Source organism: Marinobacterium ramblicola (genome assembly GCF_019084545.1).
Taxonomy (GTDB): Bacteria; Pseudomonadota; Gammaproteobacteria; order Pseudomonadales; family Balneatricaceae; genus Marinobacterium_D; species Marinobacterium_D ramblicola.
Map to the genome: position 1 here is coordinate 124,041 of NZ_JAHREP010000003.1, position 22,756 is coordinate 146,796.

Genomic DNA, 22,756 nt, shown 5'->3' on the forward strand with positions numbered 1-22,756 from the left:
CTTTTCTGGTTCCCTTGTCCCTGATCGGGTAAAATTCCGCCTCAACTTTCCCGCTGTCAACGCCCGGCTCTTTCGATGAATCGAGAGCCAGGAAAATCAAGAGGCTCGAAACTAACATGCTCGTATTGCGTGGTGCGCCCGCTCTCTCAGCTTTCCGCCATGACAAACTTCTCGCTTCGCTGGGCAGCAGCCTCAGCGGTGTCACCGGTGTGTACGCTGAATACGTTCACTTTGCCGACCTGTCAGCGGATCTGGACGAACAGGAGCAGCAGGTGCTTGATCGTATCCTGCGATATGGCCCCAACGCCAGTACCGAGGAGCCAAAAGGTGAGCTCTATCTGGTTGTGCCGCGTCCCGGCACCATCTCACCCTGGTCGAGCAAGGCTACTGATATTGCCCATAACTGCGGCCTCAGCAAGGTGTTGCGCCTGGAGCGCGGGGTCGCGTACTACCTGCAGGTTGAAGCTCCGTTGACCGCCGAGCAGCGCGCCAACGTCAGTGCCCTGTTGCATGACCGGATGGTCGAAGCGGTGCTGGGCAATATCGAAGAAGCGACTGCGCTGTTCCGGCATGAGCAACCGCGGCCGTTGTCCAGCGTCGACATCCTCGGTGGTGGTCGCGAGGCGCTGATCCGGGCCAATACCGAGCTGGGCCTGGCGTTGGCGGAGGACGAGATCGATTATCTGGTACAGAGCTTCACCGAGCTGGGTCGCAACCCCAACGATGTGGAACTGATGATGTTCGCCCAGGCGAACTCCGAGCACTGTCGCCACAAGATCTTCAATGCCTCCTGGGAGATCGATGGCGAGGCGCAGGAGAAATCCCTGTTCGGCATGATCCGCAACACTTACCAGCAGGCTGGCGACAATGTGCTTTCCGCCTACAAGGACAATGCGGCGGTCATGGTCGGCCATCGCGCCGGACGTTTCTATCCGGACCCGCAGACTCAGGAATATGGCTACTCCAATGAGGATATCCATATTCTGATGAAGGTGGAGACCCACAACCACCCGACCGCGATCGCACCGTTCTCCGGCGCGGCTACCGGCTCAGGCGGTGAGATTCGTGACGAGGGTGCCACCGGTCGCGGTGCCAAGCCGAAGGCGGGCCTGACTGGTTTCACCGTGTCCGATCTGAAGATCCCCGGTTTTGAACAGCCCTGGGAGTCCGCTTACGGCAAGCCCGAGCGCATCGTGTCACCGCTGAATATCATGATCGAGGGACCGATCGGTGGTGCGGCGTTCAACAACGAATTCGGTCGTCCGAACCTGACCGGCTATTTCCGTACCTTCGAACAGAAAGTCAACGGCGCGGCGGGTGAAGAGGTGCGCGGTTACCACAAACCGATCATGATCGCCGGCGGTATGGGTAACATCCGTGCCGATCATGTGGAGAAGGGTGAGATTACAGTCGGCGCCAAGCTGATCTGCCTGGGTGGGCCGGCGATGCTGATCGGTCTTGGTGGCGGCGCGGCCTCCTCCATGTCCTCCGGCAGCTCCTCTGCCGATCTGGATTTTGCGTCGGTACAGCGCGGCAACCCCGAGCTGGAGCGCCGCTGCCAGGAGGTGATCGATCAGTGCTGGCAGTTGGGTGATACCAATCCGATCGCGTTTATCCATGACGTGGGTGCCGGCGGCCTGTCCAATGCCTTCCCCGAGCTGGTCAAGGATGGTGGTCGTGGCGGTAACTTCGAGCTGCGCAACGTCAACAACGATGAGCCCGGGATGTCGCCGCTGGAGATCTGGTGCAACGAAGCTCAGGAGCGGTACGTACTCGCGGTCAAGCCGGAGGATCTGGCGCGCTTCGAGGCGATCTGCGAGCGTGAGCGCTGCCCCTACGCGGTGGTCGGTGAAGCGACCGAGGATCACCACCTGACCCTGGGTGATACCCACTTCGAGAACAAACCGGTGGATCTGCCGATGAGCGTGCTGTTCGGCAAGCCGCCGAAGATGCACCGTTCGGTGGAGCGTATCGGCTACGAGGTTGCGGACTTCGATGCATCCGGCATCGATATGAGTGATGCGATCGAGCGAGTGCTCAAGCTGCCGGCAGTTGCTTCAAAGAGCTTCCTGATCACCATCGGCGACCGTACCATCACCGGGCAGGTGGCACGTGATCAGATGGTCGGGCCCTGGCAGGTGCCGGTTGCCGACTGTGCCGTGACCACTATCTCTTATGACAGCTACGCCGGTGAGGCGATGGCGATGGGCGAGCGCACGCCGCTGGCGCTGGTCGATGCGCCGGCCTCTGGTCGCATGGCGATTGGCGAGACGCTGACCAACCTGGCGGGCGCCCCGATCGCGGATGTTGCCGATATCAAGCTGTCGGCCAACTGGATGTGTGCTGCCGGCCATCCGGGTGAAGATGAGAAGCTGTACGACACCGTCAAGGCGGTGGGTATGGAACTCTGCCCGCAGCTGGGTATCACCATTCCGGTCGGCAAGGACTCCATGTCGATGCGTACGGTGTGGCAGGATGGCGACGAGCAGAAGAGCGTCACCGCTCCGCTGTCGCTGATCATCTCCGGTTTTGCGCCGGTCACCGATGCGCGCAAGGTGCTGACCCCCGAGCTGCGCACCGACCAGGGCGAAACCGATCTGATCCTGCTGGATCTGGGTAATGGACAGAACCGTCTGGGCCTGTCGGCTCTGGCTCAGGTCTATAACCAGGTCGGCCGTCAGGTTCCGGATGTGGATGATGCGGAGCAGCTGGCCACCTTTTTTGCCGCCGTGCAGGAGTTGAACAGCCAGGGCTTGTTGCTGGCTTATCATGACCGCGCCGATGGTGGTCTGCTGGCGACTGTGGCGGAGATGGCGTTTGCCGGCCGTACTGGCGTTGATTTGAGTCTGGATCTGCTGGCAGCGGATCAGTCCGAACTGGTTGCGGCGCTGTTTGCTGAAGAGCTCGGCGCGGTGGTTCAGGTGCGCCGTGAGGATACCGAGCAGGTGCTGACCGAGTTGAATGCGGCCGGAATCGGCGAGATCGCCAAGGTGATCGGGACGCTGAACCCGGATGGTCAGTTCAATATCTTCTTTGATGATGAAGAGGTGTACTCCAACAGTCGCGTTCAGTTGCAGCGCTGGTGGGCGGAAACCTCATACCGGATTCAGGCGCTGCGCGATAACTCTGAGTGCGCACAGCAGGAGTTCGATGCGTTGCTCGATAACGAAGATCCCGGCCTGCACGCTCAGCTGAGCTTCGATATTAATGAGGACGTGGCGGCACCGTATATTGCCAAGGGTGAGCGTCCGCGCATCGCCGTTCTGCGTGAGCAGGGTGTAAACGGTCAGATCGAGATGGCGGCAGCCTTCGATCGGGCGGGCTTTGCCTCGGTTGACGTACATATGAGCGATATTCTCAGCGGCAGGGTGACGCTTGATCAGTTCAAGGGCCTGGTTGCCTGCGGCGGTTTCTCCTATGGCGACGTACTGGGTGCCGGTGAGGGCTGGGCCAAGTCGATCCTGTTCAACAGCCGCGCCCGCGATCAGTTTGCCCAGTTCTTCGAGCGGGCCGATAGCATTGCCTTGGGTGTGTGTAACGGCTGCCAGATGCTGTCCAACCTGCATGAGCTGATTCCGGGTGCCGAGCTTTGGCCGCACTTTGTACGCAACCAATCGGAGCAGTTCGAGGCGCGTGTGGCGATGGTTGAAGTGCAGTCGTCACCGTCGATCTTCCTTGATGGGATGGCTGGCTCGCGGATGCCGATCGCGGTGGCGCACGGTGAGGGACGGGCCGAGTTCCGTGATGCGGGGCATCTTGAGCAGTTGGAGGGTGCCGGTACCATCGCGCTGCGCTTTGTGGATAACCGGGGTCAACGTGCCGCGCTTTATCCGGCCAACCCGAACGGTACGCCCAACGGCATTACCGGTATTACCACGCCGGATGGTCGCGTGACGATCATGATGCCGCACCCTGAGCGTGTATTCCGTGCGATCCAGAACTCCTGGGCACCCGATGAGTGGCAGGAAGATGGCGCCTGGATGCGGATGTTCCGCAACGCCCGAGTACGGGTTGGCTAAGGCTGGCCAGAGCACAAAAAAACAGGCGCCATTTGGTGCCTGTTTTTTTTGTGTGGATAAAAATAAAGCCGGCAATGCCGGCTTTATTCTAGAACGCGATCGCTTAAGCGATTATTTAGCTACGCGCTTCTCGCCGCTGATTTCGACGTCTACACGACGGTCCGGACGCAGGCAGGCGATCAGCTCGGCGCCACGGCCAGAGCAGTTGGCAATCGGAGAAGATTCGCCCAGGTAACCGATCTCCATCTTGCTGGAATCGACGCCGGCATCGGCCAGCTTGGCAGCGACCGCTTCGGCACGACGCTTGGACAGCTTTTCATTGTACGCTTCGCTACCGATCGGGTCGGCGTGACCAACCAGTTTGATCGCTTTCAGGCTGGACAGAGTGCCGATGTAGTTGACGATGTTGGAGGTATCACCAACTTCGGTACTGTCGAAGTCAAAGTAGAGCGCGAACTTCTTGGTATCAGCCATCATGGTGTACATCGGCTCGGCCGGCTTCTCTTCCATCTTCGGCTCTTCGGCTGCGGCCATCATGCCGTCACAGCCAACAACCGCAAGCTCTTTGTTCCAGGCGCTGTTGTGCCAGCATTCACCGGCGCTGGTACGCCAGATGTCGCCGGCACTGTTGGTAACGTAACCCTTGTTTTCCTCGTGAGCCTGGGCCAGAGAGACTCCCATAGCCAGAGCCAGTCCTGCTGCAATTGCGATCTTCTTCATCATCATATCCTTGTGACCGTAGTGAGAATTTGTCTACTACATATAGACCATTAAAGCTAATTTTTCCTTAACATCCGATTAATCTTAAGGATTATCTATAGATGTCAGGAAGCCAAAAAATATCCGTTAGGGCAGTACTTTCTTGTAGGGCTTCACAGTCACGCCCTTGTACACGCCTGCGTGTACATAAGGGTCGGTTTCTGCCCAGCGCGTTGCATCCTCCAGCGAATCAAACTCAGCAATGACTAAACTGCCGGTAAAGCCAGCAGGCCCCGGGTCTTCGCTATCGATCGCCGGTAACGGGCCTGCAGCGAAGAGGCGCCCCTGTTGTTTCAACAACTCAAGCCTGGCCAGGTGATCCGGCCGTGCCTCGAGCCTCTTCGCGAGTGAATTCTCTACATCTTCAGCAATGATAGCGTAATACATCTGTCCGTTCCGTCAATTTTACTCTGGTTTGTTCTGGGGCGGGAGGTGGCGAGAGATATAAATGCCCTGTCCAAGGATAAAAATCAGCGTCATGCCCAAGATCCCGAACAGTTTGAAGTTCACCCACACCTCCTCGCTGAATCCGTAGGCGACCAGCAGATTGACGATGCCGGTTAGCGAGAAAAACAGTATCCAGCCAATATTAAGCTGGCGCCAAGTCTGCTGGCCCAGCTCGATGCTGCTTTCCATTAACCTTTGGATCAGTGTTTTGCCCCCAATAAAGTGGCTGCCGAGGCAGGCGATGCCAAATAGCCAGTTAACAATAGTGGGTTTCCATTGAATAAAGGTTTTGTCCTTGAACATTATCGTGGCGCCGCCCAGTAGTATCACCAGAACCAGCGTCACCAGCTGCATTTTTTCAATGCGATGCGTTTTGAGCCAGGTATACGCCATTTGGGCAAGCGTGGCCGGGATCAAGATGCCGGTTGCGAGAATGATGTCGCCGGTTATCTTGTACACTACAAAAAAGACGATAACAGGCAGGAAATCGAGTAAGATTTTCATAACATCCAGAACGGTTCGAATTTGCTCACAGTATAAAGGTCCCCTGAATAGAGTGAAACAGTTGGCTGGTTACGATCTGCACACCCACAGCACTGCATCGGACGGTTCTCTCGAGCCGGAGGCCCTGGTGCGCGAGGCATATGCTGCAGGGGTTCGTTGCCTGGCCCTGACCGATCACGATACGCTGGCGGGTTTGTCTCGTGCCCGTCAGGCGGCGTCCGAGTTGGACGGTATGCATTTTATAGATGGTGTGGAGCTGACCTGCTTATGGAACGGGCGCGTTATCCATCTTCTCGGGCTGGGAATCGACCCCGACTTCGCGGGATTTGGCGGTTATATGGAGCAGCTCAATAATTTGCGAAATGAGCGGGCTGAGGAGATAGCCCGTAAATTGGTCAAGAAAGGCTTGCCGGACCTGTTGGCTGATGCTCGGTCAAATGCGGGGCAGGGGCAGATCGGGAGGCCTCACTTCGCACAGGCGATGGTGGAGCGTCGACTTGTTTTAACGCCGCAGCAGGCGTTTGATAACTGGCTTGGTCAGGGCAAGGTCGGCGACGTAAAAGCGTGTTGGCCAACACTGGAGAGCGCGGTGGGTCTGGTCAAGCAGGCGGGTGGTTTTGCTGTTATCGCGCATCCAACGAAATACAATTTTACCTTCACCCGTCTGCGCGCTTTGGTTGACGACCTGTTGGCCGCCGGCGGGGATGGGGTGGAGGTCAGCTATCCCGGTGTGACGCCGAATCATCTGCGTGATCTATTGCTGTTGGCGAAACGGAAGGTGCTGTCGGTTTCCGCCGGCAGTGACTTTCATTCGCCCGAGCAGCGCTGGACGGCGCTGGGGCGTTTTCCTCCCTTTAGTGCCGCTGCGCACCTGCTTCGGTCTCTGCTACCGGAGTGTACAGAGGAGTGGTGGTATGACGCGGTTGCCAATGCGTAGTTGCCTGGGGTAAGCAACCATGACGGAATTAAATCAGGAGACACAGGTGAGTCAGTTTTTTCAGATACATCCGGAAACCCCACAGGCCAGGCTGATTCAGCAGGCTGTAGAGATTATTCGCCAGGGTGGGGTGATCGTGTATCCGACCGATTCTGCGTATGCTCTCGGTTGCCATCTGGGCGATAAAAGGGCTATGGAGCGGATTAAGCGGATACGTCAGCTTGACGATAAGCATAATTTTACCTTGGTATGTCGAGATCTTTCGGAAATATCCACCTATGCCAAGGTCGATAATCAGGCCTACCGGACGATCAAGGCCCATACCCCCGGGGCCTATACCTTCATATTAAACGCGACCAGCGAGGTGCCCAGGCGCTTGCTGCATGCCAAAAGGCGCACGATCGGAATACGTATTCCCGATAACCCGATCGCCTTGGCGCTGACAGAAGCCTTGGGTGAGCCTATTATGAGTACCTCGCTGATAATGCCGGGTGAAGATATACCCTTGACCGACCCTTACGAGATCAGGGATATGCTCCAGCACCATGTTGATCTTGTGATCGATGGTGGTTATTGCGGTATGGAGGCGACAAGCGTTATCAGTCTGTTAAATGAAGTGCCAGAGGTGATACGGAAGGGGGCGGGAGAGGTTTCGAGTTTCGATTAATTTATAAATACAGACTTTTATTGCGACCAAACCGGGTGTTTGAACTTGCAAACAGCAATTTATTAACGATAATTGCAGGTATTAATTAACCTTGTTGGCGAAGAGCATAATATGTCTGATTTCATTAAAACACTCACTCGTAAAAACTCCTTGCGCAAGCAGACTCAGGATCTGGGTGTTGCTGATATCGAGAAGGTGATGTCCGATCTGGCTGATATCCTCGAAGAGCGCCGTGAGGAAGAGGCTGCCAAGGCGCAGGCTGAAGCCGCCAAGGTTGAAGCGATTGAAGCGATCCGCAAGCAGATGCTGGACGCGGGCATCGCACTCGAGGAACTGGCAACTCAGGTCGACAGCGCACCGCGCAAGAGCGTGAAGGCCAAGTATGTCATTGAAGTCGATGGTGAAGAGCATCACTGGTCCGGTCGTGGTCGTACCCCGGTCGTATTCGCTCAGTACATGGAAGAGAAGGGTATCACCAAGGATCAGCTTCCGACGCTAGGCTGATAGCGACTCCAGGGTTTAAACTATAAGGCTCTTCAGCTTGGTGGCTGAAGAGCTTTTTTGTATTTAGCTATGATGAAGTCGCTGTCACCGGGATGTGAAGCGCAATTGATTAGTTTGAGGCGACGTCAAATGCATGATGAAAAACTGCAAAAAGTATTGGCGCGCTCCGGTTTTGGCTCACGTCGTGAGATGGAGCGTTTTATTGAAGAGGGTCGGATTGGTCTCAATGGCGATCTGGCAAAGCTCGGCGATCGGGTAAAAGAGGGGGATCAGGTATCACTGGATGGGCGCCCCATTCAGCTGATTTTCTCAGCCGAGAGTGCTCGCCGAGTACTTATTTACAATAAGCCGATCGGTGAAGTATGTACACGGCATGATCCCGAGGGGCGGCCGACGGTATTTGATAATCTGCCGCCCTTGAAACAGGGGCGTTGGATTGTAATAGGGCGTTTGGATATAAATACGACAGGTCTGCTGTTGTTTACTACGGATGGTGAGCTGGCAAACCGTATGATGCATCCGTCGGCGAATATCGACCGCGAATATGCGGTGCGTGTATTGGGTGAGGTTAGCGATGAGATGTTGGAGCGCCTTAAGCAGGGGGTGCTGCTGGAAGATGGCATGGCGCATTTTAGCGACGTGCGCTACTTCGACGGTGAAGGTGCCAATAAATGGTATCACTGTGTGGTTATGGAGGGGCGCAATCGTGAGGTGAGGCGGCTTTGGGAGTCGCAGGGGCTTCAGGTAAATCGCCTGAAACGCGTGCGCTTCGGGCCGGTGTTTCTTCCCAGTGACGTCAAGGTGGGTACCTGGCGTGAGTTGGGTGGAAAAGAGATCGATCTGCTGAGTGACGAACTGGAGCTGCCGCGGGTCAAGTCCCGAACGAAAACGCGGGAAGAGGTGGTCGAGGAGAAGCGTCGTTATGGTCGGCAGCGTGCGCGTCAAAATGCCGAGGCTCCTGCACGACAGGCGCCGGAAAAGCGTGCTTCCAAGCCTAAAGCACGCTCGGTAGGGCGGAGAAATGTGCGACGGGGCTGAGGTCTGAGTCACGACCTCGGCCGAAAAAAACGCTGCAGATGGCAGCGTTTTTTTTGTCTTGAGAGTAAGCGGGTTTAGCCGTGACCGTCGCCCTGAGCATCGAGGGACTGGCCGTTAATCTGTGCGCTGTCTGGTCCCATCAGGTAAAGATAGAGCGGCATGATCTGCTCAGGCGTCGGGTTTTTCTCCGGCATTTCCGCCGGATAGGCAAACGCGCGCATCGCTGTGCGGGTGGCGCCGGGGTTGATGCAGTTGATGCGTATCCGCGAGATGTTCTCCAGCTCATCGGCCAGTACCTGGGTCATCCCTTCGGTGGCAAACTTCGACACTGCGTAGGCGCCCCAGTGAGCCCGTCCTTTGCGACCAACACCGGATGAGGTGAAAATGATCGACGCATCCTCTGAGCGATGCAGCAGTGGCAGCAGCGTCTGGGTCAGCAGGAAGGGGGCGTGGACATTCACCTGCATCACCTGCTGCCAGATGATGGGATCGTAGTTTTCGATTGAGGTCAAAACGCCGAGCAGCCCGGCATTGTGCAGTATACCGTCCAGTCGACCAAAGGTTTCCTCAAGCTGGTTGGCCAGTTCGATGTAATCATGCTCGACGGCGGTTTCCAGATTCAGTGGGACGATGGCGGGCTGTGGATAGCCTGCAGCCTCCAGCTCGTCGTAGACCCGCTCCAGCTTCTCCAGTGTGCGGCCAAGCAGTACGACAGTGGCGCCGTGGGCCGCGTAAGCGTGGGCGGCTGCGCGGCCAATGCCGTCGCCGGCACCTGTTACCAGAATGATGCGATCGTTGAGCAGGCCTTCGGGGGCGTTGTAGCTGAACATGGTGATCTGAATTCCTTCTTCAGTAGGCAGCGGTGTCGATATCGCTGTACAGGCATTTTAGCAGTGTGTCGAGCTTACGCGTATCTCGCACAAGGTGATCGCTGTTCCACTGTCTGGGGTCATCCTGACTGTGAATATAACCGTATAGGCAGGCGATGGTGATCATGCCGGCGCGCTGTCCTGCCTCGATGTCGCGCTGATGGTCACCAATATAGAGTGTCGCCTCTGGCGGGCAGCCGATCTCCTGACAGGCCAGCAGCAGTGATTCGGGATCGGGTTTGCGGTTGCGGACCTGCTCCGGGCAGATCAGGCTGGAGCAGCGAGCGGAGAGGCCGAGCTGGTCGATAATGGCGCGACTGAAACGCTCGGGTTTGTTGGTGACGATACCCCACTTGATCTGCTGTTCGTCGAGCCAGTCGAGCAGCAGGTCCATCCCTTCGAACAATCGGCTCTTGACCATCATATGTTGTGCGTAGAGCGCCAGGAACTCTTCGAGCAGGGGCTCGACTTCGGGAGAGTTCGGCGAGAGCGAGAACGCGTTGCAAACCATCGCTCGCGCCCCGTCTGATACGCACTGGCGAAAACCGTCGCGCTCAACCGGTTCCAGGCCGCGATCGGCGCGCATTCTGTCCGCCACCCAGTAGAAATCGAGCGCGGTGTCGAGCAGTGTACCGTCCAGATCGAACAGTACGCCGCGGTAGCCTGCCATCAGAGGGCGTCCCGGGTGGTGGCGACCATATAGTTGACGCTGACATCTTCAGGGTCGAGACGGTAGACCTTGGTCAGGGGGTTGTAGACCAGTCCGGTCATCTCCCGTATCTGCAGACCGCTTGAGCGCAGCCACTGGCCGAGTTCGGCCGGGCGGATGAACTTGTTGAAGTCATGGGTGCCGTTGGGCACAAGTTTCAACACCCGCTCGGCGCCGACGATGGCGAACAGGTAGCTCTTTGGATTGCGGTTCAGCGTCGAAAAGAACAGCTGGCCGCCGGGCTTCGCCAGCCGGGCACAGGCGGCGATGATCGATGAGGGATCCGGAACGTGCTCGAGCATCTCCATGCAGGTGACGATGTCGAACGACTCCGGTTCCTCTTCGGCCAGTTGTTCAACGGTGACCTGGCGGTAGCGAACGCTGACGCCGCTTTCGAGACCGTGCAGTTTGGCGACCTTCAGCGGTGCCTCGCCCATGTCGATGCCGGTGACCTCGGCGCCTCTTTTGGCCATCGATTCCGACAGTATGCCGCCGCCGCAGCCCACATCCAGCACGCGCTTGCCGGCGAGCGGCGCGATGCGGTCGATAAAACCGACACGCAGTGGGTTGATGTCGTGCAGGGGTTTGAACTCACTCTCCCTGTCCCACCAGCGGCTGGCCAGCTCCTCGAATTTAGCAATTTCCGCCGGGTCGATATTCTGTGTCTGGTTCTGGCTCATCGGTGTCTCAGTGCCTAGTGGTTTGATCGGCGTATTCTAGCATCGCGAGGGGATCGCATTAAGTGTCGATGGCACGCCGCATCTATTGCTTATTTATTACTGGTTTCCTTGGCGTACCTGCTCCCTTCTCTGTGATATAATTCCGCGGTTTTAAAAATGCGCTTCAGGCGCTGCAAGCCTTAGGAACCAAGGAAAGCTGAGCGAATGGGTGATCTAGCCAAAGAAGTTCTGCCAGTCAATATCGAAGATGAGCTGAAACAGTCCTACCTCGATTACGCGATGAGTGTAATCGTCGGGCGAGCGCTGCCTGACGTGCGTGACGGCCTCAAGCCGGTACACCGCCGTGTACTCTTCGCGATGAACGAGCTGAACAACGACTGGAACAAACCATACAAGAAGTCGGCCCGTGTGGTCGGTGATGTGATCGGTAAATACCACCCGCACGGTGACAGCGCGGTGTATGACACCATCGTCCGTATGGCGCAGGATTTCTCCATGCGTTACATGCTGGTCGATGGCCAGGGTAACTTCGGTTCCGTGGATGGCGACTCGGCAGCGGCGATGCGTTACACCGAGATCCGCATGGCCAAGATCTCCCACGAACTGCTGGCCGATCTCGACAAGGAAACGGTGGATTACGTCGACAACTACGACGGCACCGAACGTATTCCCGCGGTACTGCCGACCCGGGTGCCGAACCTGCTGGTCAACGGCTCCGCCGGTATCGCCGTCGGTATGGCAACCAATATTCCGCCGCACAACCTGGGCGAGGTGGTGCGTGGCTGTATCGCGCTGATCGAAAATCCGGAGCTGAGCGTCGATGAACTGATGGAGTTCATCCCCGGCCCCGATTTCCCCACCGGCGGTATCATCAACGGCCGTGCCGGTATCCTGCAGGCCTATCGCACCGGCCGTGGCCGCATCTATGTGCGCGCCAAGCACCATATCGAGGAGCACCCGAAGAACGGTCGCCCGATGCTGGTGATTACCGAGATCCCCTATCAGCTGAACAAGGCGCGTCTGATCGAGAAGATCGCCGAGCTGGTCAAAGAGAAGAAGATCGAGGGGATCAGTGAACTGCGTGACGAGTCCGATAAGGACGGCATGCGCATCGTGATCGAGCTTCGTCGCGGCGAAGTGCCCGAGGTGGTGATCAACAACCTGTTTGCCCAGACCGCACTACAGAGCGTGTTCGGCATCAACATGGTGGCGCTGGTCGACGGCCAGCCAAAGATCCTCGATCTGAAGAGCGCGCTGGAGTGCTTTATCCGCCACCGCCGCGAGGTGGTGACCCGGCGTACCGTCTACGAGCTGCGCAAGGCGCGCGAGCGCGGTCATGTACTGGAAGGTCTGGCGGTGGCGCTGGCCAACATCGATCCGGTGATCGAGTTGATCAAGCAGTCACCGACCCCGGCGGAGGCGAAAGAGCGCTTGATCGAGACCCCCTGGGCACCCGGCTCGGTGCTGGATATGCTCGAACGCGCCGGCGAAGATGCCTGCCGTCCGGACGATCTCGAACCCCAGTACGGTCTGCGCGATGGTCACTATCACCTGTCGCCGGTTCAGGCCCAGGCGATCCTCGACCTGCGTCTGCACCGTCTGACCGGCCTTGAACACGAGAAGCTGCTCGGCGAGTATCGCGAACTGATCGACAAGATCGCCGAACTGCTGGAGATCCTGGGTTCCTACGAGCGCCTGATGGAGGTGATCCGTGAGGAACTGGACGCGATCGTCGCCGAGTACGCCGATGAGCGTCGTACCGAGATCCAGGCCTCGATGCAGGATCTGACCGTGGCCGACCTGATCACCGAAGAGGATATGGTGGTCACCATCTCCCACGGCGGTTATGCCAAGACCCAGCCGATCAGCGCCTATCAGGCGCAGCGTCGTGGCGGCAAGGGCAAGTCGGCGACGGCGATGAAGGATGAGGATTTCATCGAGCACCTGCTGATCGCCAACACCCACGACACTATCCTCTGCTTCACTAACCACGGCAAGGTGTACTGGCGCAAGGTGTACGAGATTCCGCCGGCCAGCCGCACCTCGCGTGGTCGTCCGGTGGTCAATATCCTGCCGCTGGCCGAAGAGGAGCGGATCAGTGCGATCCTGCCGGTGAAGGAGTTCGATGCCGAGCGCTTCATCTTCCTGGCCACAGCCAACGGCACGGTGAAAAAGACGCCGCTGGAGGCGTTCTCCCGTCCGCGCAGCACCGGCCTGATCGCGCTGGAGATCGTCGATGGCGACCGCCTGATCGGTGCCTCGATCACCAACGGCAACGACGACGTGATGCTGGTCACCAGCGCAGGCAAGGCGATTCGCTTCAACGAAAACGATGTCCGCGCCATGGGCCGTACCGCCCGCGGTGTGCGCGGCGTACGCCTTGACGAAGGCGCGTCGGTGATCTCGCTGATCATCCCGCGTGAGGGTGCCCGGGTGCTGACTGCATCGGTCAACGGTTTCGGCAAGCAGACCGCAGTGGAGGATTTCCCGCTGCGCGGACGTGGCGGTCAGGGTGTGATCGCGATGCAATGTACCGAGCGTAACGGTGAGCTGGCCGGTGCCGTACAGGTGCTCGATGGCGACGATGTCATGCTGATCAGCGATCGCGGTACGCTGGTGCGAACCCGCGCCGACGGTATCTCGACGCTGGGACGTAATACCCAGGGCGTGATGCTGATCCGCCTGTCTGAGGACGAGAAACTCTCCGGTCTGGCTCGAATCGAGGAGCCTGAAGAGGAGGAGGGCGAGCTGGAAGAGGGGGCGTCTGAGTTGGTGGAGGCCGATGGCGCTGCATCGACTGACGAACAGGACGACAGTGTAGCCGGCGACGACGAGCCGGAAGCGTGATTCCGGCGCTGCTCGGTACGAAAGGTTAAGGTGTGAGCCTCCGGGGCGTGAGCTCCGGAGCGTTTCTTTTCTGGAGTTAATACTACACGATGACGCGCAAACATAACTTCAGTGCCGGCCCTGCCGCGCTGCCGCAAGCTGTACTCGCCCGGGCTCAGGAGGAGATGCTCGACTGGCATGGCAAGGGGCTCTCCATCATGGAGATGAGTCACCGCAGCCAGGAGTTCGTTTCGGTGGCGGAAACGGCGGAGCAGGATCTGCGTGACCTGCTGGATATCCCCGCCAACTACAAGGTGTTGTTCCTGCAGGGCGGCGCAACCAGCCAGTTTGGCATGGTGCCGATGAACCTGCTGCGGGGCGCCGCTACTGCCGACTATATCGACACCGGTATCTGGTCGGGTAAGGCGATCGAGGAGGCCGCGCGCTACACCCGGGTTGGCCTGGTGGCCAGCAGCAAGGCGGAGAACTATACCCGGGTTCCCACCCAGGCGGAGTTGAAACTGAATCCCGCCGCTGCCTATGTGCATTACACCAGCAACGAGACCATCGGCGGTCTGGAGTACGATTACGTGCCGGAAACCGGCGAGGTGCCGCTGGTGGTCGATATGTCCTCTGATATTCTGGCGCGGCCGATCGATGTCAGCCGCTACGGGCTGATCTATGCCGGCGCGCAGAAGAATATCGGTCCTGCCGGACTGACCGTGGTGATCGTGCGTGAGGGTCTGCTGGGCAACACCCTGGCCGGTACCCCGACCATGTTCGATTACAAGGTGCACGCGGATGCTGATTCGATGAACAACACGCCGCCCACCTTCGCCTGGTACATGACCGGTCTGGTGTTCAAGTGGCTGAAAGAGCAGGGCGGTGTCGAAGGGATCGCCAAGATCAACGCGCGCAAGGCGGCGCGTCTCTACGCGGCGATCGATGGATCCGATTTCTACGCCAATCCGATCGCACCGGCCAACCGTTCGATCATGAACGTGCCGTTTACGCTGGCCGATAGCTCGTTGGATAAACTGTTCCTGGAGCGGGCGGAAGCGGCGGGGCTGCTTAACCTCAAGGGGCATCGTTCGGTAGGCGGCATGCGCGCCAGTATCTACAATGCGGTGTCTGAAGAGTCTGTCGACGCACTGATCGCCTTTATGCAGGAGTTCGAGCGCACGGCCGGCTAGCCTCCGGCAGTAGTGGAGAGAACGATGAGCGATCAACAGCAAAATCAGGAACAGGCGCTCAGGGGCGTGCGCGACCGCATCGACCAGGTGGATCGCGAGATCCATCGTCTGCTGAACGAGCGTGCCCGCTGTGCCCAGGAAGTGGCGGAGATCAAGTCCCGCTTCGACAATCAGGATGCCGTGTTCTATCGACCTGAGCGCGAGGCGCAGGTGCTGCGCCGCGTTATGGCGCGCAACGAAGGACCGCTGCCGGATCAGGAGGTCGCGCGCCTGTTTCGCGAGATCATGTCCGTTTGTCTGGCGCTGGAGCAGCCGCTGGGGGTGGTGTTCCTCGGCCCGGAAGCGACCTTTACTCAGCAGGCGGCGCTGAAACATTTCGGCCACTCGGTACGCTGCTCGTCGGTCGACAGTCTGGAAGCGGTGTTCCGTGATGTTGAGTCCGGACACGCCAACTACGGTGTGGTGCCGATCGAGAACGCCGCCGATGGCATGATCAGCCATACCCTGGACCTGTTCAGCCGTTTCAATGTCAGCATCTGCGGTGAGGTGGAGCTGCGTACGCATCAGCACCTGCTGATGCGCGAGGAAGCGACGTTGGATCGGATCAAGGTGATCTATGCCCACCCCTTCGCGCTGAATCAATGTCATACCTGGTTGGACGCGCACTGTCCCGATGTGGAGCGGGTCGCGGTCAGCTCCAATGCCGAGGCGGCGCGTAAGGTGCAGGAGGCCAAGGGGGAGGCAGCGGCGATCGGCGGCGATATCGCGGTCGACCTGTTCAAATTGCAGGTGGTGCAGGCCAATATCGAGGATCAGCCCGACAGCACCACGCGCTATCTCGTTATTGGGCGCCAGGATGTGGGCCCGAGCGGGCAGGACAAAACCTCGATTCTGCTGATGGTACATGATCGTCCTGGCGTGCTGTATGAGCTGCTGGACCCATTCCGGAAACGTAATATAAGCCTGACGCGTGTTGAAAGCCGCGCAGCTCCTCAATCGCAGTGGGACATGTTGTTCTACCTGGATTTTGAGGGGCACAGCGAGGACGAGGCTGTGCAGCAGGTGTTGGCAGAACTTGAGTCTGGTTCTGTCGAGCTCAAGCTTCTCGGGTCCTACCCGAAAGCGGTGCTCTGAGTCGGAACTCTGAGCAGGAACTCTGAGCTGGAACTACGGAGCGACGCAATGTCGATCGACTTTTACGCACTGGCGGTGCCAAGCATCGCCACCCTCAGCCCCTACCGTCCGGGTAAACCGGCCGGAGAGCTGGAACGGGAGCTGGGGCTGACCGATATCGTCAGTCTGGCCAGCAATGAGAACCCTCTCGGCCCCAGTCCACGCGCGCGAGCGGCAGCCACCGCTGCCCTGTCACGGCTCGAACGCTACCCCGACGGCGCGGGGTTCGAGCTCAAGGCGGCGCTGCATAAAGCCTATGGTATAAGCAGTGACCGGCTGACGCTGGGCAACGGCTCCAATGAGCTGCTCAACCTGGCGGCGCGTGCGTTCGTGCGCCCCGGTGATGAGGTGGTCTACTCCCAGTATGCTTTCGTTGCCTACGCCATTGCGGCGAAGGCCTGCCAGGCAGTGGCGGTCGAGGTGCCAGCGCGGGATTATGCACATGATCTGCAAGCGATGGCCGAGGCGGTCAGCGAGCGCACGCGTCTTATCTATCTGGCCAATCCGAACAATCCGACTGGCACCTCATTCAGCGATGTGGAGCTACGGGTATTTCTCGATGCGGTACCCGAGCGCGTGATCGTGGTACTCGATGAGGCGTATACGGAGTTTGTGGATCCCGAGGCAGGGCTGCCCAACGGTCTTGATCTTGTCGACGACTACCCCAACCTGATCGTGACCCGGACCTTCTCCAAAGCCTTTGGCTTGGCCGGGATGCGGGTCGGCTTTGCGGTGGCCAATGTGCAGATTTCGGATCTGATGAACCGCATTCGCGAGCCGTTCAACGTCAATGCCGCCGCGTTGGCGGCGGCAACCGCAGCACTCGAAGATCATGAATACCTGCAGCAAACGCTGGAGACTAACCGGCGGGGGCGGCAGCAGCTGGCCGAGGGGCTGGAGCGTCTTGGGCTGGCGTTTCTGGCTTCGCAAGGCAACTTCCTGACTCTCGATCTGCAGCGCGACGCTCAACCGGTGTTCGAGGCACTGCTGCGTCAGGGAGTGATCGTGCGTCCCCTGCAACCCTACGCCATGCCCCGGCATCTTCGGGTCACGGTCGGTACCGAGCAGGAGAATCGGCGCTTTCTGGATGCACTGGCGAGGGCGTTGGCGTGCTGACGTTTTCTACCCGCCGGGTGCTGGTGATCGGCCTGGGTCTGATCGGCGGTTCGTTTGCGCGGGCGTTGCGTGCCAGAGGACTGGTCGATGAGGTGGTCGGTTACGACCGCAATCGTGGCGAATGCGAGCTGGGCCTGTCGCTGGGGGTGATCGATCGCATCGCCGATGATCTCGAGACGGCAGTAGGTTCTGCCGACCTGATCGTGCTGGCGGTGCCGGTCAAGGTGATGGAGCAGGTGCTGTCGGAGATCAAGCCCTGGCTGCGGCCGCAAACCCTGATCACCGATGTGGGCAGCACCAAGGGTAATCTGGTCGATGCCGCGCGCCGGTTGTTCGACCCGATACCGCCAGGTTTCGTCCCCGGCCATCCGATCGCCGGGACTGAGAAGAGCGGTGTCGGCGCTTCCGACGAGGAGCTCTTCGTCCGTCGTAAATTGATTTTGACCCCGCTACCGGAGTCCGATCCCGCTGCGACCTTGGCGATCGCCCGGTTGTGGCAGGGGGTTGGCTCGGAAGTGCTGCAGATGGAGGTGCGTCGCCACGATGAGGTGCTGGCGGCGACCAGCCATCTGCCCCATCTGCTGGCGTTTTCGCTGGTCGATACCCTGGCGCATGAGGCGGAGAATACCGATATCTTCCGCTATGCAGCCGGTGGTTTTCGCGACTTTACCCGCATTGCCGCCAGCGACCCGAGCATGTGGCACGACATCTGTTTTGCCAACCGTGAGCAGTTGCTGGCGCAGATCGACCGCTTTACCGACGGTGTGGCCAAGCTGCGCGATGCCGTCGCCCGTGGCGACAGTCAGTCGCTGCTGGGAATCTTTACCCGTGCCAAATCTGCACGCGAACACTTCTCCCGCATCCTGGCCCGATCCGCCTATTCACCGGATCTACACAATCATCCGGTAACCTTCCGCGTCCGGCCCGGCAGCAGTATCAAGGGACAGGCGGATCTGCCCGGCGATCGATCGATCTCGCACCGGGCGGTGATGTTGGCTGCCCTGGCGGAAGGGGTGACCGATATCGAAGGTTTCCTCGAGGGTGAGGACAGCCTGGCAACGCTGCAGGCGTTTCGTGACCTGGGCGTGGTGATCGAGGGGCCGCATCAGGGACTGGTCAGAGTATACGGGGTCGGCCTGCACGGCTTGCAACCCCCGGTCGGTCCTCTCTATCTAGGCTCATCCGGTACGTCGATGCGGCTGTTGTGTGGCGTGCTGGCGGCGCAACCTTTCGCCACTGAGCTTTACGGCGACGAAGAATTGAGCCAGGTGTCGATGTCCGCCGTGGTCGAACCTCTGCGTCAGATGGGCGCGCAGATCGAAACCGCAGCGGGGGGCTGTCCGCCGTTGAAGATTAAGCCGGTTGAATCCTTTGCGGGTACCGGAAAGGTGCTAAGGGTGGCAAGCGCACAGGTGAAGTCGGCGCTGCTGCTGGCCGGACTCTATACTGAAACGCAAACCTGCATTGAGCAGGTCAAGCCATCCCGTGATCATACCGAGCGCATGCTAGGACGTTTTGGTTGTGAGGTGCGGGAGAGCGCAGGTCGACTGCAGCTGGCGCCGGGTGGAAAGCTTACCGCCGGGCAGCTTCGGGTACCGGGCGATCTATCGGCAGCGGCGTTCTTTATCGTGGCTGCGACGCTGAGCCGAGGTGCAGAGTTACTGCTGGAGCATGTCGGCATCAATCCGACCCGTAACGGCCTGCTGACCATATTGCAGCAGATGGGGGCCGATATCGAACTGCTCAATGTCCGCGACGATTGTGCGGAACCCGTGGCTGATATCCGTGTGCGTGACGCGGCATTGAAAGGGATCGAGATACCGGCCGAATGGCAGTCGCTGGCCTTGGATGAGTGCCCCGCCCTGATGATTGCGGCTGCTTGTGCCGAAGGGGAGACCAGGCTTCATACACAAGTCGAAGGCGGATTGGCAGCCAACAGACGGTTGAGCCTGATGTGTGAGGCGCTGAAGCAGTTGGGTGTGGATCTGCAGCTGGAGGCGAGTTGTCTGCGCATACGGGGTGGTCGTTTGCACGGTGGCCGAGTCAGTAGCGGCGGAGACCCGCGGGTGGCGATGGCACTGGCTGTTGCCGGCCACCTCGCCGGTGAGGAGCTCGATATCGAGCAGTGTGCCTCGGTCGCACTGTTCTGTCCTGAGTTTGTCGATCAGGCCAGACGTATAGGAATTGCATTGTATAAGGAGGAGGGCTGATGTCCCGCCATGAACAACAGACCCCCGTTGTGGCCGTTGATGGTCCCAGTGGATCGGGGAAGGGGACTATCTGCAGGCTTTTGGCTCAGAAACTGGGCTGGCATCTGCTCGATAGCGGCGCGCTCTACCGACTAACCGCGCTGGCGGCTCGTCACCATGGCGTCGGGCTGAATGATACCGAGGCACTGGTGGTATTGGCCGCGCACCTGGATGTGCAGTTTGTCGCAGGTAGCGGGGATGAGGAGGTGCAGATCATCCTCGAGGGCGAGGAGGTTACCCTTTCGATTCGCACTGAAGAGATCGGTAATGACGCCTCGGTGGTGGCGGCCCAGGGGCCGGTGCGTGAGGCTCTGCTGAGTCGGCAGCGCGATTTTGCCCAGTTGCCGGGACTGGTTGCCGATGGTCGGGATATGGGGACGGTGGTGTTCCCCGAGGCAACGCTGAAAATCTATCTTGATGCCAGTGCCGAAGAGCGCGCAAGGCGTCGTTATAACCAGTTGATTAGCAAGGGACTGGGTGCTAGCCTTGAAGTAATATTGGACGATATCAGAGCCCGCGATGATCGCGATATGAATCGCGCTGTCGCGCCTCTGAAACCGGCGCCAGATGCAATTATTCTTGATACCACCAAGATGACGATAGACGAGGTTCTGCTGGCGGTGCTGGACGAAGCAAGACATAGAGGGCTGCGCTGACGCGGCTCCATTTTGAGGACCGAGTGTGATGAGCGAGAGTTTTGCCGATCTTTTTGAGGAGAGCCTGAAGGATCTGGACATGGCGCCGGGTTCGATCGTAACCGGCACGGTGGTTGCGATCGACAACGATTTCGTCATCGTCAATGCGGGTCTGAAGTCCGAAGGCGTAATTCCGCTGGATCAGTTCCGCGATGAGCATGGCGAGGTCAGGCTCAAGGTCGGAGATGAGGTCAAAGTTGCACTCGAAACCCTCGAGGACGGATTTGGGTCGACCCAGCTCTCGCGTGAGAAAGCCAAGCGCGCCGAGGCCTGGGCCGTGCTGGAAAAAGCCTACGCAGCGGAAGAGACGGTTACCGGTCATATCACCGGTAAGGTGCGTGGCGGTCTCACCGTCGACGTCAACGGCATCAATGCCTTCCTGCCCGGATCGCTGGTCGATATTCGTCCCCTGCGTGATACCTCCCACCTCGAAGGGCAGGAGCTCGAATTCAAGCTGGTCAAACTCGACGCGCGCAGCAACAACATTGTTGTCTCCCGCCGTGCCGTGCTCGAAGCCGCCTACAGCGAAGAGCGTGAAAAGCTGCTCGAGAAGATGGAAGAGGGTGTTGTCCTCAAGGGCATCGTCAAGAACCTGACCGACTACGGTGCGTTTATCGACCTGGGCGGCATCGACGGCCTGTTGCATATCACCGATATCGCATGGAAGCGGGTCAAGCATCCGAGTGAAGTGCTCAAGATCGGCGATGAGATCGACGTCAAGGTGCTCAAGTTCGATCGCGAGCGCAGCCGCGTATCGCTCGGTCTGAAACAGTTGCAGGATGATCCCTGGACCCAGCTCACCAAGGAGTACAAGGTCGGGGACAAGGTGACGGCACGGGTCACCAACCTGACCGATTACGGCTGCTTCGCCGAGATCGCCGAGGGTATCGAGGGTCTGGTGCATGTATCCGAAATGGATTGGACCAACAAGAATATTCACCCCTCCAAGGTGGTGCAGATCGGCGAGGAGGTCGAAGTGATGATCCTCGACATCGATCAGCAGCGCCGTCGCATCTCGCTGGGGATGAAACAGTGCCAGCAGAACCCCTGGCAGGCGTTCTCTTCCCGTTATAAGAAGGGCGACACCATTAGCGGGGCGATCCGCTCGATCACCGATTTCGGTGTGTTCGTCGGACTCGAAGGCGGTATCGACGGTCTGGTGCATCTGTCCGATCTGTCTTGGGACGAAGCGGGGGAAGAGGCGGTTAAGCGCTATACCAAGGGGCAGGAGGTCGAAACGCAGATTCTGTCTATCGATCCTGAGCGTGAGCGCATCGCGCTGGGTATCAAACAGCTCAATTCCGACCCGTTCATTGCGTTTGCCGATGCGCACCCCAAGGGCGGCATGGTGACCGGTCAGGTTACCGAAGTGACGTCGCGGCAGGCGACGGTAAGCCTGGTGGAGGGTGTCGACGGTATTCTGAAGGTATCGGAACTGTCACGTGACCGTATCGAAGATTTGACCACTGAACTCAGCGTTGGCCAGGAGATAGAAGCGGCGATTCTCAGTGTCGACCGACGCAATCGTGTTATCAACCTGTCGGTAAAACAGGTCGAGATGCGGGAGCAGAAAGAGGCGCTGAAGTCGGTTCAGGAGCAGGTTGACGATACTGGGCCGACCACCATCGGCGATCTGATCAAGGCTCAAATGGAAAAACGCGATTCCTGATCAGGCTCTGAGGTAAGCCGGTCTTGTGGCCGGTTAACCCTGGCCTGCAACCCGGTAAGGAGTTGAAATGACAAAGTCTGAACTGATCGAGCACCTTATAGACGCCCACCCTCAGTTGTCAGTCAAGGATGTCGAACTTGCGGTCAAAACCATGCTGGATCACATGACCGAAGCCTTGGCTGAGGGCGATCGCATCGAAATACGCGGGTTTGGCAGCTTTTCGCTGCATTACCGTGCTCCGCGCGTTGGCCGTAACCCCAAAACCGGAGAATCCGTGCCCCTGCCGGCGAAGTACGTACCACACTTCAAGCCTGGCAAGGAACTGCGTGACCAGGTGAATCAGAGTCTCGAAGGGGATGCCTGACAGGCTGGTTGTTGAATAGAGGTGAACAACGTTGAACTGGCTTAAAACCCTGCTGGCGACCCTGATCGGGCTGGTGATTATCGCCGTAGGTATTCTTTTTACCGTGCATAACACGGCACCTGTCTCCATCGATCTGGTGTTTGTACAGCTTCCGGAGGCGACTCTGTCGCTCTGGTTGATCCTGGCCTTTGTCACCGGCGGTATCTGTGGCGTGTTGTTGAGTACGTTGACCATACTGGCATTGAAGACGCGCCTGCACAGTGCTCAGCGCAAGGTGAAAAGCAGTCGTGAGGAGATCGAAAGACTGCGGGCCTCGGCGCTGAAAGAACCAGCCTGAG

Annotated in this window: 20 protein-coding genes; 14 read left to right on the forward strand and 6 right to left on the reverse strand. The window is 58.8% G+C overall.

The window, feature by feature from the left end:
* Positions 1 to 116 precede the first annotated feature (116 nt).
* Positions 117 to 4,019: a phosphoribosylformylglycinamidine synthase gene (purL, locus tag KQ940_RS03010; protein WP_217411564.1), complete on the forward strand. Its 3,903-nt coding sequence runs from the start codon at positions 117 to 119 to the stop codon at positions 4,017 to 4,019.
* 111 nt (positions 4,020 to 4,130) lie between these two features.
* Here the strand turns inward: purL and KQ940_RS03015 are convergent, their stop codons facing one another.
* From KQ940_RS03015 to KQ940_RS03025, 3 genes are all read right to left on the reverse strand, one after another.
* Positions 4,131 to 4,739 carry an OmpA family protein gene (locus tag KQ940_RS03015; RefSeq protein ID WP_217411566.1) on the reverse strand — a complete coding sequence of 203 codons (609 nt, stop codon included), beginning with the start codon at positions 4,737 to 4,739 and terminating at the stop codon, positions 4,131 to 4,133.
* A 126-nt stretch (positions 4,740 to 4,865) separates the two neighbouring features.
* Positions 4,866 to 5,165 carry a YciI family protein gene (locus KQ940_RS03020; protein WP_217411568.1) on the reverse strand — a complete coding sequence of 100 codons (300 nt, stop codon included), beginning with the start codon at positions 5,163 to 5,165 and terminating at the stop codon, positions 4,866 to 4,868.
* 18 nt (positions 5,166 to 5,183) lie between these two features.
* A complete protein-coding gene (locus KQ940_RS03025) occupies positions 5,184 to 5,729 on the reverse strand; it encodes a septation protein A (RefSeq protein WP_217411570.1) in 546 nt (181 codons plus the stop codon).
* Positions 5,730 to 5,781: 52 nt separating this feature from the next.
* Here KQ940_RS03025 and KQ940_RS03030 point away from each other — a divergent pair, with 52 nt between their 5' ends.
* The 4 genes from KQ940_RS03030 (at position 5,782) to rluB (ending at position 8,875) form a co-directional block, all read left to right on the forward strand.
* A complete protein-coding gene (locus KQ940_RS03030; RefSeq protein ID WP_343222602.1) occupies positions 5,782 to 6,666 on the forward strand; it encodes a PHP domain-containing protein in 885 nt (294 codons plus the stop codon).
* A gap of 46 nt (positions 6,667 to 6,712) precedes the next feature.
* Positions 6,713 to 7,333 (forward strand): L-threonylcarbamoyladenylate synthase, encoded by a 621-nt coding sequence (locus KQ940_RS03035; RefSeq protein WP_217411574.1) that lies wholly within the window; start codon positions 6,713 to 6,715, stop codon positions 7,331 to 7,333.
* 111 nt (positions 7,334 to 7,444) lie between these two features.
* The gene (locus tag KQ940_RS03040; RefSeq protein ID WP_217411577.1) at positions 7,445 to 7,837 is read left to right on the forward strand and encodes an H-NS histone family protein; all 393 of its coding nucleotides are present in this window, start codon (positions 7,445 to 7,447) and stop codon (positions 7,835 to 7,837) included.
* 129 nt (positions 7,838 to 7,966) lie between these two features.
* A complete protein-coding gene (gene rluB / locus KQ940_RS03045; RefSeq protein WP_217411579.1) occupies positions 7,967 to 8,875 on the forward strand; it encodes a 23S rRNA pseudouridine(2605) synthase RluB in 909 nt (302 codons plus the stop codon).
* A 74-nt stretch (positions 8,876 to 8,949) separates the two neighbouring features.
* Here the strand turns inward: rluB and KQ940_RS03050 are convergent, their stop codons facing one another.
* From KQ940_RS03050 to ubiG, 3 genes are read right to left on the reverse strand one after another with little or no spacing between them, the layout of a single operon-like run.
* Entirely contained in the window at positions 8,950 to 9,705 is a 756-nt protein-coding gene (locus KQ940_RS03050) for a YciK family oxidoreductase (RefSeq protein WP_217411581.1), read from the reverse strand.
* A gap of 19 nt (positions 9,706 to 9,724) precedes the next feature.
* A complete protein-coding gene (locus KQ940_RS03055) occupies positions 9,725 to 10,414 on the reverse strand; it encodes an HAD family hydrolase (RefSeq protein ID WP_217411583.1) in 690 nt (229 codons plus the stop codon).
* The gene (gene ubiG / locus KQ940_RS03060; RefSeq protein WP_217411585.1) at positions 10,414 to 11,133 is read right to left on the reverse strand and encodes a bifunctional 2-polyprenyl-6-hydroxyphenol methylase/3-demethylubiquinol 3-O-methyltransferase UbiG; all 720 of its coding nucleotides are present in this window, start codon (positions 11,131 to 11,133) and stop codon (positions 10,414 to 10,416) included. Before ubiG ends, KQ940_RS03055 begins: the two co-directional genes overlap by 1 nt.
* Positions 11,134 to 11,337: 204 nt before the next feature.
* Here ubiG and gyrA point away from each other — a divergent pair, with 204 nt between their 5' ends.
* The 9 genes from gyrA to KQ940_RS03105 all read left to right on the forward strand — a co-directional run bounded on the left by gyrA (position 11,338) and on the right by KQ940_RS03105 (position 22,755).
* Positions 11,338 to 13,980 (forward strand): DNA gyrase subunit A, encoded by a 2,643-nt coding sequence (gene gyrA / locus KQ940_RS03065; protein WP_217411587.1) that lies wholly within the window; start codon positions 11,338 to 11,340, stop codon positions 13,978 to 13,980.
* A gap of 89 nt (positions 13,981 to 14,069) precedes the next feature.
* Positions 14,070 to 15,152 (forward strand): 3-phosphoserine/phosphohydroxythreonine transaminase, encoded by a 1,083-nt coding sequence (gene serC / locus KQ940_RS03070; RefSeq protein ID WP_217411589.1) that lies wholly within the window; start codon positions 14,070 to 14,072, stop codon positions 15,150 to 15,152.
* 24 nt (positions 15,153 to 15,176) lie between these two features.
* The gene (pheA, locus tag KQ940_RS03075; protein WP_217411591.1) at positions 15,177 to 16,286 is read left to right on the forward strand and encodes a prephenate dehydratase; all 1,110 of its coding nucleotides are present in this window, start codon (positions 15,177 to 15,179) and stop codon (positions 16,284 to 16,286) included.
* Between the two features lie 48 nt (positions 16,287 to 16,334).
* The gene (gene hisC, locus KQ940_RS03080; protein ID WP_217411594.1) at positions 16,335 to 17,441 is read left to right on the forward strand and encodes a histidinol-phosphate transaminase; all 1,107 of its coding nucleotides are present in this window, start codon (positions 16,335 to 16,337) and stop codon (positions 17,439 to 17,441) included.
* On the forward strand, positions 17,435 to 19,651 hold the full coding sequence (locus KQ940_RS03085) for a bifunctional prephenate dehydrogenase/3-phosphoshikimate 1-carboxyvinyltransferase (protein WP_217411596.1): 2,217 nt from the start codon (positions 17,435 to 17,437) through the stop codon (positions 19,649 to 19,651). The genes hisC and KQ940_RS03085 overlap by 7 nt, the downstream gene beginning before the upstream one ends.
* Complete coding sequence (cmk, locus tag KQ940_RS03090; protein ID WP_217411598.1) at positions 19,651 to 20,346, forward strand: (d)CMP kinase; 696 nt, start codon at positions 19,651 to 19,653, stop codon at positions 20,344 to 20,346. The genes KQ940_RS03085 and cmk overlap by 1 nt, the downstream gene beginning before the upstream one ends.
* 28 nt (positions 20,347 to 20,374) lie before the next feature.
* Positions 20,375 to 22,054 (forward strand): 30S ribosomal protein S1, encoded by a 1,680-nt coding sequence (gene rpsA / locus KQ940_RS03095; RefSeq protein WP_217411600.1) that lies wholly within the window; start codon positions 20,375 to 20,377, stop codon positions 22,052 to 22,054.
* A gap of 67 nt (positions 22,055 to 22,121) precedes the next feature.
* Positions 22,122 to 22,418 carry an integration host factor subunit beta gene (gene ihfB, locus KQ940_RS03100; RefSeq protein WP_217411602.1) on the forward strand — a complete coding sequence of 99 codons (297 nt, stop codon included), beginning with the start codon at positions 22,122 to 22,124 and terminating at the stop codon, positions 22,416 to 22,418.
* Positions 22,419 to 22,449: 31 nt separating this feature from the next.
* Complete coding sequence (locus tag KQ940_RS03105) at positions 22,450 to 22,755, forward strand: LapA family protein (RefSeq protein ID WP_217411604.1); 306 nt, start codon at positions 22,450 to 22,452, stop codon at positions 22,753 to 22,755.
* The last annotated feature ends 1 nt before the right edge of the window (position 22,756 follow it).